Below are 17179 nucleotides of genomic sequence, written 5' to 3' on the forward strand. Positions count from 1 at the left end.
GCGCCGACCACGCCTACTCTAAATCAAATCGCGCAATGACCGGCACATGGTCCGACGGCCGTTCCCAGCCGCGCGCCGGGCGCAGAATTTCATAGCCGGCAAAATTCGTGACCAGGTTCGGCGACGACCAGACATGGTCGAGCCGGCGGCCGCGGTCCGAGGCCTCCCAGTCCTGCGCGCGATAGCTCCACCAAGTGTAGAGTTTCTGTTCCTGCGGCACGTTGAGCCGCATCAAGTCGACCCAGTTGCCGGCGCGCCGCATCGCCTCGAAGCTTTCCGTCTCGACCGGCGTGTGGCTGACGACTTTGAGCAACTGCTTGTGCGACCAGACATCGTGCTCGAGCGGCGCGATATTGAGGTCGCCGACCAGGATCGAGCCGGACACCTCGTCGTGCTCGGCGCGGATGGCGTTCATCTCGGCGACAAAATCGAGCTTGTGCCTGAACTTGCGGTTGATCTCCGGGTCGGGTTCGTCACCGCCGGCAGGCACATAGAAATTGTGCAGCAGGATCGCCTTGCCGCCGGCCCGCACCGTGACCGACAGATGCCGGCTGTCATCGATCTCGCAGAAGCGCCGCTTCTCGACCACTTCGATCGGCCGCCGCGCCACCGTCGCGACGCCGTGGTAGCCCTTCTGGCCGTGGAAAGCGATGTGCTCGTAGCCAAGCTTGCGGAAGGCCTTCTCGGGAAACAACTCGTCGGGAACTTTCGTCTCCTGCAGGCAGAGCACGTCGGGGGCCTGCTCAATAAGCAGGCGCTCGACGATCGGCATGCGCAAGCGAACGGAGTTGATGTTCCAGGTGGCGACGGAAAAGGGCATGCGACAGGGTCCGGCAAAAGATCACCGATCTACTGCCAGTCGCACGCCGCAAAAACAAGCTGGGTGATAATCGGCAAGGTCGGCGCTGCCCCTCATTGCCCTGCCGGGCATTTCTCCCCGTAAACGGGGAGAAAGAAAGCTGGCCGCGGCCTTGCGCTCATTCTGCAACGCTGGCGATTGGCGAAACCTTCGATGGCAGCGTCCTTCTCCCGTTTACGGGGAGAAGGTGGCGGCAGCCAGATGAGGGGCAGCGCAAACGCCGGAAGGTTCCGCACGACAGCGGACCTTAGCGCGTCTTGGTGTTCAGCTCGCGGTTGGCCGTGTAATCGATGGCGAAGGTGTCGGGGGCGAAGCTGACGCCTTCCTTGACGTTGAAGATCATCACCGTCGTGTCCTTGCCCTGCGCGTCGGTGATGGTCCACTGGCGCAGTTCGTAGGATTTCGGATCGAACATCATGGTGATCCTCGCATTGCCGAACACCGATTTGTCGGAGAGCTGGATCGTGGTGAGGTCGTCCTCTTCCTTGACGCTTTTGACGCGGTTGCCGGAGAGGTCGATCCTGTCGTCGAGCAACAGCTTCAGCGGCGTCTTCGACAGCGGATAGAGGTCTGACGTCTTCAGCTTCTTGTTGAGGATGACCACCGATTTGCCGTCGGAAATCACCCGGAAATTCGACGATCCGTCATAGTTGAAGCGGATCTTGCCTGGACGTTCCAGGAAGAACTTGCCGCCGGTCTGCTCGCCCTTCGGCCCGAACTGCACGAATTCGCCGGACATCGATTTGACGGACGAAAAATGGTCGGCGATCTTCTGCGCCGCCGGCGGAACAGCCGCTTGCGCCGACGCCAGCAGCTGGAAACCGGGCACGACGTTTATGGCCGCGGCACCCGCAATGACCATGCCAAGGCCAAGCACCTGACGGCGGGTTGGGGCAAAATCGCTGTTGGCGAAAATCAAGTTTTTCATGCCGGTCACTTTCGTCTGTTGCGTATGGTGTAGCAGTCCGTGGACCCCCAGTTAGGCTTAAGTTTGGCGGGTCGGACAGCGCTCAGTCGCTTCAACGCGCCAGAAGGTTCAAAGGTTGCCGGACGGCGCTTCGCAGCGCCCTGCCGGGCGCATCAGAACTTGTCGTCCTCCGTCGGCACCAGGATCTCGCGCTTGCCGGCGTGGTTGGCCGGACCGACAATGCCCTCCTTCTCCATCTTCTCGATGATCGAGGCGGCGCGGTTGTAGCCGATGCCGAGCCGGCGCTGGATGTAGCTGGTCGAGGCCTTGCCGTCGCGCAGCACCACGGCCACCGCCTGGTCGTAGGGATCGTCGGAATCCTCGAAATTGCCGCCACCGCCGCCACTGGACCCGCCCTTGCCGGACGGCTCGTCGTCGTCGTCCTCGCCATCGTCCTCGGTGATGGCGTCGAGATATTCAGGCACGCCCTGCAGCTTCAGATGGGCGACGATCCTCTCGACCTCGTCGTCCGAGACGAAGGGCCCGTGCACGCGCTGGATGCGGCCGCCGCCGGCCATGTAGAGCATGTCGCCCATGCCGAGCAGCTGCTCGGCGCCCTGCTCGCCCAGAATGGTGCGGCTGTCGATCTTCGACGTCACCTGGAAGGAGATGCGGGTCGGGAAGTTGGCCTTGATCGTGCCGGTGATGACGTCGACAGATGGGCGCTGCGTGGCCATGATGACATGGATGCCGGCGGCACGCGCCATCTGCGCCAGGCGCTGCACGGCGCCTTCGATGTCCTTGCCGGCGACCATCATCAGGTCGGCCATCTCGTCGATGATGACGACGATGTAGGGCATCGGCTCGAGATCGAGGTTCTCGGTCTCGTAGATCGCCTCGCCGGTCTGGCGGTCGAAGCCGGTCTGCACGGTGCGCGAGATTTTCTCGCCCTTTTTCTCCGCCTGTTGGACGCGTGCGTTGAAACCGTCGATGTTGCGCACGCCAACCTTCGACATCTTGCGGTACCGGTCCTCCATCTCGCGCACGGTCCATTTCAGCGCCACTACCGCCTTCTTCGGATCGGTGACGACCGGCGTCAAAAGATGCGGGATGCCATCATAGACCGAAAGTTCCAGCATCTTGGGGTCGATCATGATCAACCGGCAGTCCTGCGGCGTCAGCCGGTAGAGCAGCGACAGGATCATGGTGTTGATGGCGACCGACTTGCCGGAGCCGGTGGTGCCGGCGACCAGCACGTGCGGCATCTTGGCGATGTCGACGATGACCGCCTCGCCATTGATGGTCTTGCCGAGCGCCAGCGCCAGCTTCGCCTTGGTGGTCTCGAAATCGCGACTGGCCATGATTTCGCGCAGATAGACCGTCTCGCGCTTGGCGTTCGGCAGTTCGATGCCGATGGCGTTGCGGCCGGGCACGACGGCGACGCGGCAGGCAATCGCGCTCATCGAGCGGGCGATGTCGTCGGACAGGCCGATGACGCGCGAGGATTTGATACCGGGCGCGGGTTCAAGCTCGTAGAGCGTGACGACCGGGCCGGGACGGACATGGATGATCTCGCCCTTGACGCCGAAATCCTCCAGCACGCCCTCGAGCAGGCGAGCATTCTGCTCCAGCGCGTCCTTCGACAGGCTCGCGTCGCGCACGACGTTCTTCGGTTCGGACAGGAAATGCAGTGACGGCATTTCGAACGTTTCCGAGCCGATCAGCGAGGTCTGCGCCTCGCGCTGGACACGGGCGCCGGGAGCCGGACGCGGCGCCGGTGCCTCGACGCGGGTCGCCGCGTCGGAGCGGAAGTTCTGCACCTTGGCGGTCGGCGCGGCGCGGCGCTGGACCGGCTCGTCGGCGGCGAAGTCCATATCGGCATCGTCGTCATTGTCGAAGACGTCGTCATCGTCCGGGTCGACGGAAACGCTGCGGTCGTTGACCATGGCGGCGAAGAATTCCGGCTCGACGCGGGCGCGGCCGCCCGGGCTCATCCGCGCCTCGGCATATTCAGCCGATTCGACGCGTTCGGCGGCACGGCGCCAGGCAGTGGAGCGCTGCTCCATCTCCGGCTCGAACTCGTCCCGCTCCTGCTGGCGGCGCACGGCGCGGCGATGCATCCACGCGCGCAGCGACAGCCACCAATGGGTGATGGCGCCGAGCGCCAATATGCCTTCGTCGCCCTCATCCTCGTCATTGTCGAAGAGCAGGTCGTCCTCTCGCGGATCGGGCGCGGCAGCCGGCTCGAGCACGGCGAAGCCGTTCTTGCGTGCGATCAGCGCCGAGCCATAGGCGAACAGCCACAGCGCCGGCGCGGCAAGCAGCACGGCGAGCACACTGGCGAAGAGACCGGTCGGATAGCCGCCGATGACCAGGCCGGGGATCTTCAGCACCATGTCGCCGAACACGCCGCCGAGCCCGGTCGGCAGCGGCCAGGTCTTGGGCGGCGTCACGCAGCCGACGATCGCCGCCGCGAGCAGCGCGAAGCCGAACCAGGTGAGCCCCCGCTTCGGTAGCCTGTCGACGCCGCGCGCGGAAAACAGCAGGTAGCCCCAGATCACCGCCGGCACCAGGGCAGCAACGGCGGCAAGACCGAAGAACTGCATGGCAAGGTCGGAAAAGACCGCGCCCGTATAGCCCATGGCGTTGGTGACGATGTTGGCCGTGGCGTGGGAAAAACTCGGATCGGCGACGTTCCAGGTGGCGAGGCTGGCGATGCCGAAGGCAACGAACACGAACAGGGCGACGCCGACCAGCCGGCCGACCTGGCGCCGTGCGAATGCCTGGATGCCGTGCCCCGTATCGGTCAGCGCGAGCGGTGCTGAAGCCCCTGAACGCATGCCTCGTTCCCCGTCTGTCATGGACTGGCCGGGCGCAACACGCACTCCGGCAGATTCGGATGCCAGACTATCTGTGGGAAGGTTAAGGCCGCATTAACTATAAGAAGTTGAGACGGCCAAAACCCGATACCATGAGTTGCGGACGCCTGCCGACGCCCGCTTTTCCGAGCCGGACGGGTCGACGCAAAAAAGCCTCGCGAGCCGGAGCCAGCGAGGCCTTTCTTGAGGAGGGCGAAAGTGGGATTTGGCCCTCCGCTGATCCGGGGGTGGGATCGAGGCGCAAGCTAGCCGACAAACGATGCGCCTGTGGAATCACTCTAAATCACATTCGCTTGATGCTTGGCGGGCCGGATCCCTACCAACAAAAATGGCGGACCCATCGCTTGCTCGGAAAGATCAGGTTCGCGTGGGCCTGATCCATGTCATCTCAGTTGGCGCCGCCGAGCGCCTGCAAATTGGCGCAGAATTCGGCATACGGCTTGCTCATCGCCGCATCCTGGCATTCCTTCATCATCGCTTCCTGCTTGTCCTTGGTCATCGAGTCCCAGGCCGCCTTGAACTCGGCCTTTGGCTTCATGGTCTTCATGCTGCTGTCGGTGAAGAACGGCGCCATGTTGTCCGGTGAGTCGAGAGCGCCGGCGAACGACACACCACTGACCATGGAAAGAGCAAGCGCTCCAAGGCAGATATTCCTGATATTCATGAGATGGTTTCCTTCCCTGTAGTTCGCGGGCGCCCAAGCGACGATCGCCACCCCAGTTCGGAACCGGCATGCCGGATGTTTCAGGCCGGAAGCCCGAAGACGCGCCCGATCAACTGATAGTGATCGGGCCGCCGGGATGGCCGCGCACGCACTTCCGGACAAAAAAGAGGCCCGGAACAGGTCCGGGCCTCAATGCGTGAGCCCTTTTCGGGAGCGTCACGACGGGATGGGAGGATGCGGGGCGGCGCAGGCCGCCCGGCACTGGCGAGGCTTACGAGTGATAGGCCGCTTCGCCATGCGAGGTGAGATCGAGGCCTTCGCGCTCTGCGTCGGCCGACGGACGCAGACCGACGATCAAGTCGACGATCTTGTAGAGGATGGCGCTGCCGATGCCCGACCAGAGCACGGTCACCAGCACGCCTTTGCCCTGCGCCAGCAACTGGGTGGCCGTGCCGGCATAGCCGGCGGCGAAATCGGCCGTCGAATAGTCGACGATACCGGCACCGCCGAGGGCAGGGTTGACCAGGATGCCGGTGCCGAGCGCGCCGATGATGCCGCCGACGCAGTGGACGCCGAAGACATCGAGGCTGTCGTCATAGTCGAACGTGTTCTTCACCACCGAGACGAAGAAGTAGCAGACGAAGGTGGCGACGATGCCGAGCACGATGGCACCCATCGGCCCGGCAAAGCCGGCAGCCGGCGTGACGGCGACGAGGCCGGTCACCGCGCCGGAAGCTATGCCCAGCATGGACGCTTTGCCGCGCAGCAGCGATTCAAGCACGGTCCAGGTCACAGCCGCCGCCGCCGTGGCGACGAAGGTGTTGATCATGGCGAGCACCGCGTAGGCGTTCGCCTCGAGGTTCGAACCGGCGTTGAAGCCGAACCAGCCGACCCACAGCAGCGAAGCACCAACCATGGTCAGCGTCATCGAGTGCGGCGCCATGATGTCCTTCTTGTAGCCGATGCGCTTGCCGATCATCAGCGCGCCGACGAGGCCGGCGATGCCCGCATTGATGTGAACGACCGTGCCGCCGGCGAAGTCGATGGCGCCGAAGCTGAAGATCAGCCCGGACGGATCGGAATAGGCGCTCGGACCACCCCAGAACCAGACCATGTGCGCGATCGGGAAGTAGACGAACGTCACCCAGAGGATGACGAAAAGGATCACGGCCGAGAATTTGACGCGTTCGGCGAAGGCGCCGACGATCAGCGCGGGCGTGATGCAGGCGAAGGTCATCTGGAAGACGACGAACACCAGCTCAGGAATGGCGACGCCCTTGGTGAAGGTTTCCGAGAGCGTCGATACGCTGACACCGGAGAGAAACGCTTTGGACAGGCCGCCGATGAAGGCGTTGCCTGCGGTGAAGGCGAGGCTGTAGCCGTAGAAGACCCAGATGATCATGACCACGCTGGTGATGGTGAAGACCTGCATCAGCACCGACAGCATGTTCTTGGTGCGAACCAGGCCGCCGTAGAAAAGGGCAAGGCCGGGAATGGTCATCAACAGCACCAGCACGGTGGAAATCATCATCCAGGTGGTGTCGCCCTTGTCGACGGTGAAAGCGGGGGCTGCCGGCGCGGCCGCGGCGACGGCGGGGGCCGCTTCCTGCGCCAGCGCGGCGACGGTGCCCAATGCTCCGAGCGCGAACGAGCCCAGCAGCGCGGAGCGCGCCGCTGACTTCAAGGTGGAAGGTATGTTCATTGAACTCTCCATTGGAATGCGTGCTCGCTGCTCAAAGCGCGTCTGTGTCTGTTTCGCCGGTGCGGATGCGCACGGCCTGGTCGATGCCGAAAACGAAGATCTTGCCGTCACCGATCTGGCCGGTCTTGGCCGCCGCCGTGATGGCTTCGACAGCCTTGTCGACCATGTCGAGAGCGACCGCGACTTCGATCTTGATCTTCGGCAGGAAGCTGACCGCGTATTCCGCGCCGCGATAGATTTCCGTATGTCCCTTTTGACGCCCGTAGCCTTTGACTTCGGTGACGGTCAGGCCCTGGATGCCGACTGCGGTGAGCGCCTCGCGCACCTCGTCGAGCTTGAACGGCTTGATGATAGCCATCACGATTTTCATAAGGTTTCACCCTTTGCTGTTGCGGGTCCCCCGCGTTTGCACGACTTCGCCGATCCCAATGAGAGCCGGAGAGTGCCCGCTAGGATTCAAGCTCCGTGCCAATTGCCGAAGCAGCCAGTTAACCTGTTGTAAACAAAGAGATTGGAGGCCGCCGGACGGCGGGCTGTGCACAGTCACGGCATTGTCACTGATTAAAAAATAGGCAATTTTTCGAAAATGCCTATTCGACAGGCCGAAGCGGCATACGACCGCTTCCTGTCCTGCTCAACGCTTGAGCCGGATCAGCCCTTCCTGGGCAACCGAGGCGATCAGCGTGCCGTCGCGGGCAAACAGCGAGCCGCGCGTAAAGCCGCGCGAGCCTTGAGTCGACGGACTGTCCTGCGTGTAGAGGATCCAGTCGTCGAGCGGATGGCTGCGGTGGAACCACATGGCGTGGTCGAGGCTGGCCGCCTGGATGTCGCGGTCGAAGATGGCGCGGCCATGCGCGAAGGTCGAGGTATCGAGCAGCGTCATGTCGGAGAGATAGGCGAGCACCGCCGCCTGCGTGGCGCGGTCGGCCGGCACCGGCCCGGTGGTGCGAATCCAGATGTTCTGCTCCGGCTCCAGCTTTTCCCGGCTCGTATAGTGCTTCAGCATCACCGGCTTCATCTCGATCGGCCGGTCGCGGTCCCAATAGCGTTTGATGCCTTCCGGAACCGCCTCGCCGAACTTGCCGAGCAATTCGCGCTGCGACAGCAGGCTGTCTGGCGCCGGCACGTCCTGTGGCATCGGCACCTGGTGCTCGAGGCCGACCTCGTCCTGCTGGAACGAGGCTTCCAGCGAGAAAATCGCCTGGCCGTGCTGGATTGCGACCACGCGGCGCGTGGTGAAGGAGCCGCCGTCACGGATGCGGTCGACCTCGTAGACGATCGGCACCGTGGTGTCGCCCGGCCGCATGAAATAGCCGTGCAGCGAATGCACATGGCGCTCGGGCTCGACCGTGCGCTGGGCGGCGACCAGCGCCTGGGCGATGGTCTGGCCGCCGAAGACGCGCTGCCAGTCGAGCTTGGGGCTGCGACCACGGTACAGGTTGTGTTCCAGCTGCTCGAGGTCGAGAATGCCGAGAAGCTCGTCCATGGCCGCTGTCATGTTTCGCGCTCCATCCGCGGAAGTGTTATGGCGGTTTCCGACAGGAATGACGGGCAGTCAAGGCCGAATGGCCGGACATGGCCGGCAAGGGCCAGGGCCACGAAAGGAATTTGTCATGGTTGACCGCAAGGCGGATGCGAAAACCCGGGCCTCGCTCGACGTGCTGGTCGCCGGCGCCGGCTATGTCGGCCTGGCCAGCGCCGTGGCGCTGAAACAGGCACGTCCCAGCCTCGCCGTCGCCGTGGTCGACGCCGCGCCCGCCGGCGTCTGGCAAAGAGACGGCCGCGCCTCGGCGATCGCGGCGGCCGCCTGCCGCATGCTGGAACAGCTTCAGGTCTGGAAGGAAATCGCGCCGGAGGCGCAGGCGATCACCGACATGATCATCACCGATTCGCGCGCATCCGATCCGGTGCGTCCGGTGTTTCTCACCTTCGACGGCGAGGTGGCGCCCGGCGAGCCTTTCGCGCATATGGTCGCCAACAAGGATTTGAACGGCGCCTTGCGCCGGCGCGCCGAAAAACTCGGCATCGACGTCATCGAGGGTCTCGCCGTCAGCGCCTTCGACACCGACGGCGCCGGCATCACCGTGCATCTGGCCGATGGCGCGACACTGAAGGCGCGCCTACTGGTCGCCGCCGACGGCGTCAATTCGAAGCTGCGCGACATGGCCGGCATCAAGACGGTGACATGGGAGTATGGCCAGTCCGGCATCGTCTGCACCGTCGCGCATGAGCGCCCGCACAATGGCCGCGCCGAGGAACATTTCCTGCCCGCCGGCCCCTTCGCCACATTGCCGCTCAAGCCGGACGGCAGCGGCACCAACCGCTCGTCGATCGTCTGGGTCGAACGCTCGGAGGATGCGCAAAAACTGGTCGACGGCGACGACCTCGTCTTCGAGCACGAGCTCGAACAGCGTTTCGGCCTCAAGCTCGGCGCGATCCACGTCGCCGACAAGCCGCGCGCCTGGCCGCTTGGCCTGACGCTCGCCCGCGCCTTCGTCGCGCCGCGCATCGCTTTAGCCGGCGATGCCGCCCACGGCATCCACCCGATCGCCGGCCAGGGCCTCAACCTCGGCTTCAAGGATGTGGCCGCGCTTGCCGAAGTGGTGGTCGAGGCCGACCGCCTCGGACAGGACATCGGCGCACTCGACGTGCTCGAACGCTACCAGCAGTGGCGGCGCTTCGACACCGTGCAGATGGGCATCACCACCGATGTGCTGAATCGGCTGTTTTCGAACGACATCGGCCCGCTGCGCACTGTCCGCGACATCGGCCTCGGCCTCGTCGAACGCATGCCCAAGCTGAAGGACTTCTTCATCCGCCAGGCATCGGGGCTTTCAGGCGACACGCCACGCTTGTTGAAAGGCGAGGCGATCTGAGCGTCGCTCAGTTGACCTCGAAGCCGAGCTTCTGCCGCAGGCGCAGAATGCGCTGGTCGGCTATCTCCAGTTTTTTCTCGCCGCCCTGGGCGGCGCGGTTCACCATCTGCAGCAGATCGTTTCGCTCGGCCACGTCGAGACGTTCGCGCAGGAACGGCGCCAGCTTGTCGATGACGATCGTGGTGTCGTCGATCTGTGCCGCCGCCCATTTGGCATAGACCACGGCCTCATCGGTCTTCTTCTTGTCGGCGATCTCCGAGATCACCAAGCGGATGACGGCTTCGCGCTGCGGCAGCACGGGGCCGTTCTCGGAGACGATGGCGGTGATCAGCGTGGCGGCGGCCACCACCGGATCGTCGATAGCCGTCAGCGGCGACAGTGCGGCCTGCTTGCGCAGCTTCTTGCGCCGGATGTTGCCTTGCACCCGCCCGACAACATCCGCGACGTCCCGCGCGGCCTCGTTCATGGCTTTCATCCGATACCACCAGAACGCGGCCGCTCCCAACACGCCAAGGATAGCAAGCAGGAAAGGCATGTCGAAATCCCCCAAAACCGTGGCGAGGATACGAGAAGTATTCCCTTGCTTCAACACTGCGGAGTTGCGGCTGGCGAAGAAATCCGAAGTGTCCCATTCAGGCATTTTAGATACCGCAATCGGAGTCAGCGGTTTCAAGTCACCCGTCGCAACGGTGGGAGCAGGATGCTGGGCTATGACCCCGGCACGTTGTAGATCGCGCGGACTTCGATCGTGCCGAGTTCAGCCAGCGGGATGTTGCCGGCGATCTCCAGCGCCTCGTCGAGATCCTTCGCTTCGATCATGACGAAACCGAGCAATTGCTCCTTGGTCTCAGTGAAGGGGCCGTCGGTGACCAGCCGCTTGCCCTTGCGCCGCCGCACCGACTTCGACGTCTTCACCGATTGCAGCGCCTGCGCGATGATCAGCTTGCCTTGCTGGTCCAACGACCTGTCATAGGCCAGCGAATCGGCGTCGAGCTTGGCTGACCGCTCGGCGGTGAGCGCATGGAGGTCTTTTTCCTCGCCATAGACCAGGCAGACATATTTCATTTCCGGCTCCCTTGCAGTGACGAACCATAGGATGCGGCGGCGACGCTGTCAGCGGCGCCTTTGACTGCCGCCGCGTGATCGAGAAGGCACGCCGCGACCGCGATGATCGCGACCGCCGCCAGCAGCCGGCCGAAACCGGAAGGCGGCGGATGCAGCCAGAAATCTTCCGGTCGCTCGGCCTTGCGGCCTGGCCTCTTCCATAGGGCGAAAAACAGGTTGTCCATCTTGAGCCTCCATCCGGCCACGAACCCATGGCCGCCCGCAGGACGAGCGAGGCGAATGGAAGTCGACATTTTTGCACGCGCATTTTCTCAGAATAATTTCGCCGCCCGACAATGCATGACGGCTCGCGGTGGTCTTCCGGCGCGCCGGCGCTATAGTCAGGAGGAACGCCGCCGCCCGGCCGGCGCAACCACGACAATCAAGGAGGACTCCATGGACCGCACAGCAAACGCCGTCTGGCAAGGCAATCTGAAAGAGGGCAAAGGCACGCTCGACGCGCAGAGCGGGGCGCTCAAGGGCACGCCCTATTCGTTCAAGGCGCGCTTCGAAGACGAGAGCGGCAAATCCGGCACCAATCCGGAAGAGTTGATCGCCGCGGCTCATGCCGGCTGCTTCGCCATGCAGTTCTCGCATTTCCTGGCCGAGAACGGCACGCCCGCCGACCGAGTCGACGCCAAGGCGGTGGTAACGCTGGTTCCCGGTACGGGGATCACCGGTAGCGCTCTTACGGTGGTCGGCAAGGTGCCGGGCATCGATGCCGCGAAATTCCAGGAATTGGCCGAGAAGGCCAAGGCCGGCTGCCCGGTGTCGAAGGCGCTCGGCGCCATCAACGTATCGCTCGACGCCAAGCTCGGCTGAGACGAAGCCATCCCAAATCCGGCGCGCATGGTCGGTCGCGCCGGGTTTTCCGTCCTAAGCGCCCAGCGCGTCGAGCCGGGCGCGAAGTGCTGCGACTTCCTGCTCCAATGCCTCCAGTCTCGCTTCCAGATCGGACGCAGGCATGGCCGGTGCGCTGCGCTGCGCCGTTAGGACTGCAATGTCTACCGGCCCGCCGAGCAGATGCACGTAGCGGTCCTCGCGCTGGCCTGGCCCGCGCGGGATTTCTTGGATCAGCGGCGGCCGGCGGCCGATCAGCATGTCGAGTTCACCGCGCAAATCCTCGATCGACGAAAACCGCGCCATGCGCTCGCTTCGCGCCAACAGCTCATATGCGGTCTGCGGCCCGCGCAGCAAGAGCAGGCCGACCAAGGCGGCCTGCGGCGTGGTCAGCGAGAACCGCTGCGCCATCTGATGCTCATAGCGCTCCACGCGCGAACCGAACATCTGCCGCACCAGTCCCTTTTGCTCAAGCAGCTTCAGGGCCCGGTGCACCTCGGTCTGTTCGAGCGCCATCACCGGCTCGCGCGCCGTCTTCTGGTTGGCGGCGGCAAGTGCTGCATTGAGCGTCAGCGGATAGACATCCGGCGTCAGCTCCTTCTTTTCGATCAGGCAACCGAGCACGCGGGCCTCGGCGGGATTGAGGATGGGAAGGTCGGTGTCGGTCATGGGGTTGGCTACTTGCTGCTGGTTCTCGGCGCGGTGATTTTGACAGACATCAGAGCGCCGCGACAGGGCCGACCTCTCAAAGTCGGCAGGGCAGAGGGGGCGCGAAGGATCGCCGCTTACGAGAGGAGGGGCCGAAAACCTAAACCCGTCTCTCCACCATCATCTTCTTGATCTCGGCGATCGCCTTGGCCGGGTTCAGCCCCTTGGGGCAGGTCTGGGCGCAGTTCATGATGGTGTGGCAGCGATAGAGGCGGAACGGATCCTCGAGATTGTCGAGCCGGTCGCCCTTGGCCTCGTCGCGGCTATCGATCAGCCAGCGATAGGCCTGCAGCAGCGTCGCCGGACCGAGATAGCGCTCGCCGTTCCACCAGTAGCTCGGGCACGAGGTCGAGCAGCAGGCGCACAATATGCATTCGTAGAGCCCGTCGAGCTTCTCGCGATCCTCATGGCTCTGCAGCCATTCCTTGGCCGGCTGTGGCGACACCGTCTTCAGCCACGGCTCGATCGAGGCGTGCTGGGCGTAGAAATTGGTGAGGTCGGGCACCAGGTCCTTGACCACCTGCATATGCGGCAGCGGGTAGACCTTGACCGCACCGGAAATGTCGTCGCAGCCCTTGGTGCAGGCCAGCGTGTTCGAGCCGTCGATGTTCATGGCGCAGGAGCCGCAAATGCCCTCGCGGCAGGAGCGGCGCAGCGTCAGCGTCGGATCGATCTTGTTCTTGATCCAAAGCAGCGCGTCGAGCACCATCGGCCCGCAATCGTCCATGTCGACGAAGTAGGTGTCGATGCGCGGGTTCTCGTCATCGTCCGGCGACCAGCGGTAGATCCGGTACTCGCGCAGATTGGTGGCGCCCTCCGGCTTCGGCCAGGTCTTGCCCTGCTGGATCTTCGAGTTCTTCGGGAGCGTGAGTTCGACCATTACCTGCGGTCCTTTCGGATGACGAGCTTCAGCCCGGACCAGATCTCGTTGACGGCGGCGACCTTGACGTCGACGAGGTCGCGCTTCAGTGCCTCGGCGCGAATGACGTCCTCGGTGACATCGGTCGGCACCTTCGATGCCTTCTTCGGCCACGAGACCCACACCATGCCGTCGCGCTTGATCGCCGTTTCGACATCGCCGAGCCGATCCTCGATCTCGGCGCGCTGCCGGGTGAAGGCGTGGACGGCGTCATACTTCAGGCTGCCCGAGATCGCCGACCATTCGGCCAGCCGGTCAACCTGGGCGAAATTGACGGCATCGGCCAATTCGTCGAGTTCCGGCGGCAGCGCGATGAAAGCGGCGACCATCCCGTCCTTCAGGCCGAGCTTGGCCGGAAGGGGCGTGTCGGAATATCCCGCTGCCGCCAGCGCCATGGTCAGTACACCCTGGCCTTTGGCGCGATCTTGGCGAGGTTGATGCCGCCGTCCTTTTCCGCCAGCAGCGGTTCGGTATGCACCGGCCGATAGGAAAGCGTCACGTTGCCGTCTTCGCTTAGCCTCGAAAGCGTATGCTTGCGCCAGGTTGCATCGTCGCGCGCCGAGAAATCCTCGCGCGCATGCGCCCCGCGGCTCTCCTTGCGCGCCTCGGCGCCGTAGACCGTGGTGATGGCGTTGGCCATCAAATTCTCCAGCTCCAGCGTCTCGACCAGATCGGAGTTCCAGATCATCGAGCGGTCGTACACCTTGATGTCCTTCAGCTCGCCCCAGATCTGCGAAATGCGCTTGCAGCCGTTCTCGAGCGACTCCTGGGTGCGGAACACCGCCGCGTCGTCCTGCATCGCTTTCTGCATCTTCTCGCGCAACACCGCCGTCGGCGTCGAGCCGTTGGCGTGGCGCAGCCGGTCGAAGCGGCCCATGATCTTCTCGACCGAGGCTTCGTTGGGCGCAGAGATCGCCGCCTTGCGGTCGATGACCTGGCCGGCGCGGATCGCCGCCGCGCGGCCGAACACCACCAGGTCGATCAGCGAGTTGGAGCCCAGCCGGTTGGCGCCGTGCACCGAGGCGCAGCCTGCCTCGCCGACCGCCATCAGGCCGGGCGACACCTTGTCCGGGCTCGTCGCCGTCGGATTGAGCACCTCGCCCCAGTAATTGGTCGGCACGCCGCCCATATTGTAGTGCACCGTCGGCAGCACCGGGATCGGCTCCTTGGTCAGGTCGACGCCGGCAAAGATCTTGGCCGATTCCGAAATGCCGGGCAGCCGCTCATGCAGCACCGCCGGATCGAGATGGTCGAGATGCAGGAAGATGTGGTCCTTGTTCTTGCCGACGCCGCGCCCTTCGCGGATCTCCAGCGTCATGCAGCGCGAAACCACGTCGCGCGAGGCAAGGTCCTTGGCCGACGGCGCGTAACGCTCCATGAAGCGCTCGCCCTCGGAGTTGACGAGATAGCCGCCCTCACCGCGCGCGCCTTCTGTGATCAGGCAGCCGGCGCCGTAGATGCCGGTCGGGTGGAACTGCACGAACTCCATGTCCTGCAATGGCAGGCCTGCACGTGCGGCCATGCCGCCGCCGTCGCCGGTGCAGGTATGCGCCGACGTCGCCGAGAAATAGGCGCGGCCATAGCCGCCGGTTGCCAGCACCACCATCTTCGCTGAAAAGCGATGGATGGTGCCGTCGTCGAGGTTCCAGGCGACAACGCCGGTGCAGGTGCCGTCCGGCTCCATGATCAGGTCGAGCGCGAAATACTCGATGAAGAACTGCGCGTTGTTCTTCAGCGACTGACCGTAGAGCGTGTGCAGGATGGCGTGGCCGGTGCGGTCGGCGGCGGCACAGGTGCGCTGCACCGGCGGGCCCTCGCCGAAATTCATCATGTGGCCGCCGAACGGCCGCTGGTAGATCTTGCCCTCTTCGGTACGCGAAAACGGCACGCCGTAATGCTCGAGTTCGTAGACGGCGGCCGGTGCTTCGCGCACCAGATATTCCATGGCGTCCACATCGCCCAGCCAGTCCGATCCTTTGACGGTGTCGTACATGTGCCACTGCCAGGAGTCCGGCCCCATGTTGGACAGCGATGCGGCGATGCCGCCTTGCGCTGCCACTGTGTGCGAGCGGGTCGGGAACACCTTGGTGATGCAGGCGGTGCGCAGCCCCTGCTCGGCCATGCCGAGCGTGGCGCGCAGGCCGGCACCGCCGGCGCCGACGACCACCACGTCGAACTTGTGGTCGACATAGGTATAGGCGGAAGCCGTGCTGGCGGCTTTTGCGTCCTTGGCCAACGTCAGCCTCCGAATGCCAGTTTGAGCAGGGCGAAGAGCGAGGCGACGCCGACCGCTATGGAAAAGAATGTGTTGAGTGCGATGAGCGCCAGCTTCATGCCCTCGCCATGCACGTAATCCTCGATGATGACCTGCATGCCGAGCCGCATATGGTAGAGCCCCGAGATCAGCACCAGCGCCAGGATCAGCGCCACGAACGGATTGGCGAGCGCTGCCCGCACCTCGGCATAGCCGGCGCCGTTGAGCGCGATCAGGAAGCCGACGAAGAACAGCGTCAGCGGGATGTTGGCGATTGCGGTAAGGCGCTGGCGCCAGAAATGCTCGGTGCCCTCGCGGGCCGAGCCAAGACCACGGACCTTGGCCAGCGGCGTGCGCATATCGGTATTCTTGCCGCTCATGGTCAGGCTCCCCGCGCCATGTAGCCGGCGATCCAGATCAGCAGCGTCAGCGCGATCGAACCGGCCAGCGTCGCCCAGGCGATCTTCGAGGCGGTGTGCTTCTCAAGCCCGGCGCCGGTGTCCCAGACCAAATGGCGCACGCCGCCCAGCATGTGGTGCACAAGCGCCCAAGTGTAGCCGAACAGCACCAGCCGTCCCAGCCACGAACCGAAGGCCCAGTTGACGAGATCGAAGGTGGCCTCGGTGCTCGCCGCAGCCATCAGCCAGAGCGCCACCAGCAGCGTGCCGAAATAGAGCGCGCCGCCGGTGATGCGATGGATGATCGACATCGTCATGGTGATCGGCGGCCGGTACACGGTCAGATGCGGCGACAGCGGCCGTTCACGTCTGGCAGTTGCGCGGGTGGCTGGTGATTTGCTCATGGCTCCCCCAGTTCGGCGTCGCTCAAGCCCCAAGCGGAAAGCGGCATTGCCGCTTCCGGATGCGACTTCGGACAAGCGGTTTCTAATGCTCTTTTTGCACCGCGTCAAAGCCAGAAAATCGTTTTGGAAACGTCATTTAGTCTGACAAATCGGCAGTCTTTTGCTTCAATCGATTAGGGCACCGGCTCGAAGCCGGCGCAACGTTCGCTGCAGTGCGGTATACCTGTAGGATCGCATTACCGTGTGCAGGTGAGCGGCGTCTTTCCGCCCTTCATGACCAGCGCGTCGCGCCCGTCGATCACGATTGCGTCATGTGCGATGCCGAAGCGGCTGTTCTGGTTGGCGGGCGAGGCCGGCAGATCCTCGATCGTGCCGTCGGGACCGATCACGCGCAGCGACGTGCCCAGGTTTTCGATGGTCATCCTGCCGCCGTCGGCGCAGTTGTAGGTGGCAGTGCGCGGCTGCGGCGCCGTCAGGTCGGTGGCCGTGGGGGCGGCGGCATTTCCAGCCTTCGGCGCGCTGTTTTGCGGCACGCAGGCCGCTACGGCCAAGAGCAGCAAAACCAACGGCGCCACCCGAAATGCCCGGCGTAACGCCATATGCTGTCCTCCCGCGCGGCAAGCTAGCCACGATGCCTCGCCAGATCAAGGTCACCAGACCTTAGC

General features: G+C 64.2%; 19 protein-coding genes. 2 read left to right on the plus strand and 17 right to left on the minus strand.

Annotation, left to right across the window (positions count from 1 at the left end; genetic code table 11):
* Nucleotides 1–13: 13 nt before the first annotated feature.
* The 7 genes from A6B35_RS03095 to tesB all read right to left on the minus strand — a co-directional run bounded on the left by A6B35_RS03095 (nucleotide 14) and on the right by tesB (nucleotide 8509).
* The gene (locus A6B35_RS03095; RefSeq protein ID WP_006201132.1) at nucleotides 14–820 is read right to left on the minus strand and encodes an exodeoxyribonuclease III; all 807 of its coding nucleotides are present in this window, start codon (nucleotides 818–820) and stop codon (nucleotides 14–16) included.
* Between the two features lie 286 nt (nucleotides 821–1106).
* The gene (locus A6B35_RS03100; protein WP_006201130.1) at nucleotides 1107–1787 is read right to left on the minus strand and encodes an outer membrane lipoprotein carrier protein LolA; all 681 of its coding nucleotides are present in this window, start codon (nucleotides 1785–1787) and stop codon (nucleotides 1107–1109) included.
* Nucleotides 1788–1939: 152 nt separating this feature from the next.
* A complete protein-coding gene (locus A6B35_RS03105; RefSeq protein WP_006201129.1) occupies nucleotides 1940–4606 on the minus strand; it encodes an FtsK/SpoIIIE family DNA translocase in 2667 nt (888 codons plus the stop codon).
* Nucleotides 4607–5033: 427 nt separating this feature from the next.
* The gene (locus tag A6B35_RS03110; protein WP_006201127.1) at nucleotides 5034–5309 is read right to left on the minus strand and encodes a hypothetical protein; all 276 of its coding nucleotides are present in this window, start codon (nucleotides 5307–5309) and stop codon (nucleotides 5034–5036) included.
* Nucleotides 5310–5580: 271 nt separating this feature from the next.
* On the minus strand, nucleotides 5581–7011 hold the full coding sequence (locus A6B35_RS03115; RefSeq protein ID WP_006201126.1) for an ammonium transporter: 1431 nt from the start codon (nucleotides 7009–7011) through the stop codon (nucleotides 5581–5583).
* Between the two features lie 31 nt (nucleotides 7012–7042).
* Nucleotides 7043–7381, minus strand: coding sequence for a P-II family nitrogen regulator (locus A6B35_RS03120; protein ID WP_006201125.1), 339 nt, complete (start codon nucleotides 7379–7381; stop codon nucleotides 7043–7045).
* A gap of 264 nt (nucleotides 7382–7645) precedes the next feature.
* Nucleotides 7646–8509, minus strand: a complete 864-nt coding sequence (gene tesB, locus A6B35_RS03125; RefSeq protein WP_006206119.1) for an acyl-CoA thioesterase II — start codon at nucleotides 8507–8509, stop codon at nucleotides 7646–7648.
* Nucleotides 8510–8624: 115 nt separating this feature from the next.
* On the opposite strand from tesB, the gene A6B35_RS03130 reads away from it, so the two are divergent.
* On the plus strand, nucleotides 8625–9887 hold the full coding sequence (locus A6B35_RS03130; RefSeq protein WP_065518146.1) for a ubiquinone biosynthesis hydroxylase: 1263 nt from the start codon (nucleotides 8625–8627) through the stop codon (nucleotides 9885–9887).
* A 7-nt stretch (nucleotides 9888–9894) separates the two neighbouring features.
* Here A6B35_RS03130 and A6B35_RS03135 read toward each other — a convergent pair whose 3' ends face one another.
* From A6B35_RS03135 to A6B35_RS03145, 3 genes are all read right to left on the minus strand, one after another.
* The gene (locus tag A6B35_RS03135) at nucleotides 9895–10422 is read right to left on the minus strand and encodes a hypothetical protein (RefSeq protein ID WP_040584111.1); all 528 of its coding nucleotides are present in this window, start codon (nucleotides 10420–10422) and stop codon (nucleotides 9895–9897) included.
* Nucleotides 10423–10595: 173 nt separating this feature from the next.
* Complete coding sequence (locus A6B35_RS03140) at nucleotides 10596–10952, minus strand: YciI family protein (RefSeq protein ID WP_006206115.1); 357 nt, start codon at nucleotides 10950–10952, stop codon at nucleotides 10596–10598.
* The gene (locus A6B35_RS03145) at nucleotides 10949–11176 is read right to left on the minus strand and encodes a hypothetical protein (RefSeq protein WP_006206116.1); all 228 of its coding nucleotides are present in this window, start codon (nucleotides 11174–11176) and stop codon (nucleotides 10949–10951) included. Before A6B35_RS03145 ends, A6B35_RS03140 begins: the two co-directional genes overlap by 4 nt.
* 211 nt (nucleotides 11177–11387) lie before the next feature.
* Here A6B35_RS03145 and A6B35_RS03150 point away from each other — a divergent pair, with 211 nt between their 5' ends.
* Nucleotides 11388–11813, plus strand: a complete 426-nt coding sequence (locus tag A6B35_RS03150; RefSeq protein ID WP_040584113.1) for an OsmC family protein — start codon at nucleotides 11388–11390, stop codon at nucleotides 11811–11813.
* 54 nt (nucleotides 11814–11867) lie between these two features.
* Here A6B35_RS03150 and A6B35_RS03155 read toward each other — a convergent pair whose 3' ends face one another.
* From A6B35_RS03155 to A6B35_RS03185, 7 genes are all read right to left on the minus strand, one after another.
* Nucleotides 11868–12500 (minus strand): YceH family protein, encoded by a 633-nt coding sequence (locus A6B35_RS03155; protein ID WP_065518147.1) that lies wholly within the window; start codon nucleotides 12498–12500, stop codon nucleotides 11868–11870.
* A 139-nt stretch (nucleotides 12501–12639) separates the two neighbouring features.
* Nucleotides 12640–13419 carry a succinate dehydrogenase iron-sulfur subunit gene (locus A6B35_RS03160; protein WP_006202216.1) on the minus strand — a complete coding sequence of 260 codons (780 nt, stop codon included), beginning with the start codon at nucleotides 13417–13419 and terminating at the stop codon, nucleotides 12640–12642.
* Nucleotides 13419–13853 carry a DUF3052 family protein gene (locus A6B35_RS03165; protein ID WP_006202215.1) on the minus strand — a complete coding sequence of 145 codons (435 nt, stop codon included), beginning with the start codon at nucleotides 13851–13853 and terminating at the stop codon, nucleotides 13419–13421. The genes A6B35_RS03160 and A6B35_RS03165 overlap by 1 nt, the downstream gene beginning before the upstream one ends.
* Nucleotides 13854–13855: 2 nt before the next feature.
* Nucleotides 13856–15694, minus strand: coding sequence for a succinate dehydrogenase flavoprotein subunit (sdhA, locus tag A6B35_RS03170; protein ID WP_006202214.1), 1839 nt, complete (start codon nucleotides 15692–15694; stop codon nucleotides 13856–13858).
* Between the two features lie 2 nt (nucleotides 15695–15696).
* Nucleotides 15697–16092 carry a succinate dehydrogenase, hydrophobic membrane anchor protein gene (sdhD, locus tag A6B35_RS03175; RefSeq protein ID WP_006202213.1) on the minus strand — a complete coding sequence of 132 codons (396 nt, stop codon included), beginning with the start codon at nucleotides 16090–16092 and terminating at the stop codon, nucleotides 15697–15699.
* Between the two features lie 2 nt (nucleotides 16093–16094).
* Nucleotides 16095–16514: a succinate dehydrogenase, cytochrome b556 subunit gene (gene sdhC, locus A6B35_RS03180; protein WP_006202212.1), complete on the minus strand. Its 420-nt coding sequence runs from the start codon at nucleotides 16512–16514 to the stop codon at nucleotides 16095–16097.
* Nucleotides 16515–16750: 236 nt separating this feature from the next.
* Nucleotides 16751–17113: a hypothetical protein gene (locus A6B35_RS03185; RefSeq protein ID WP_006202211.1), complete on the minus strand. Its 363-nt coding sequence runs from the start codon at nucleotides 17111–17113 to the stop codon at nucleotides 16751–16753.
* Nucleotides 17114–17179 lie beyond the last annotated feature (66 nt).

The organism is Mesorhizobium amorphae CCNWGS0123 (assembly GCF_001686985.1).
GTDB classification, from domain to species: Bacteria; Pseudomonadota; Alphaproteobacteria; order Rhizobiales; family Rhizobiaceae; genus Mesorhizobium; species Mesorhizobium amorphae.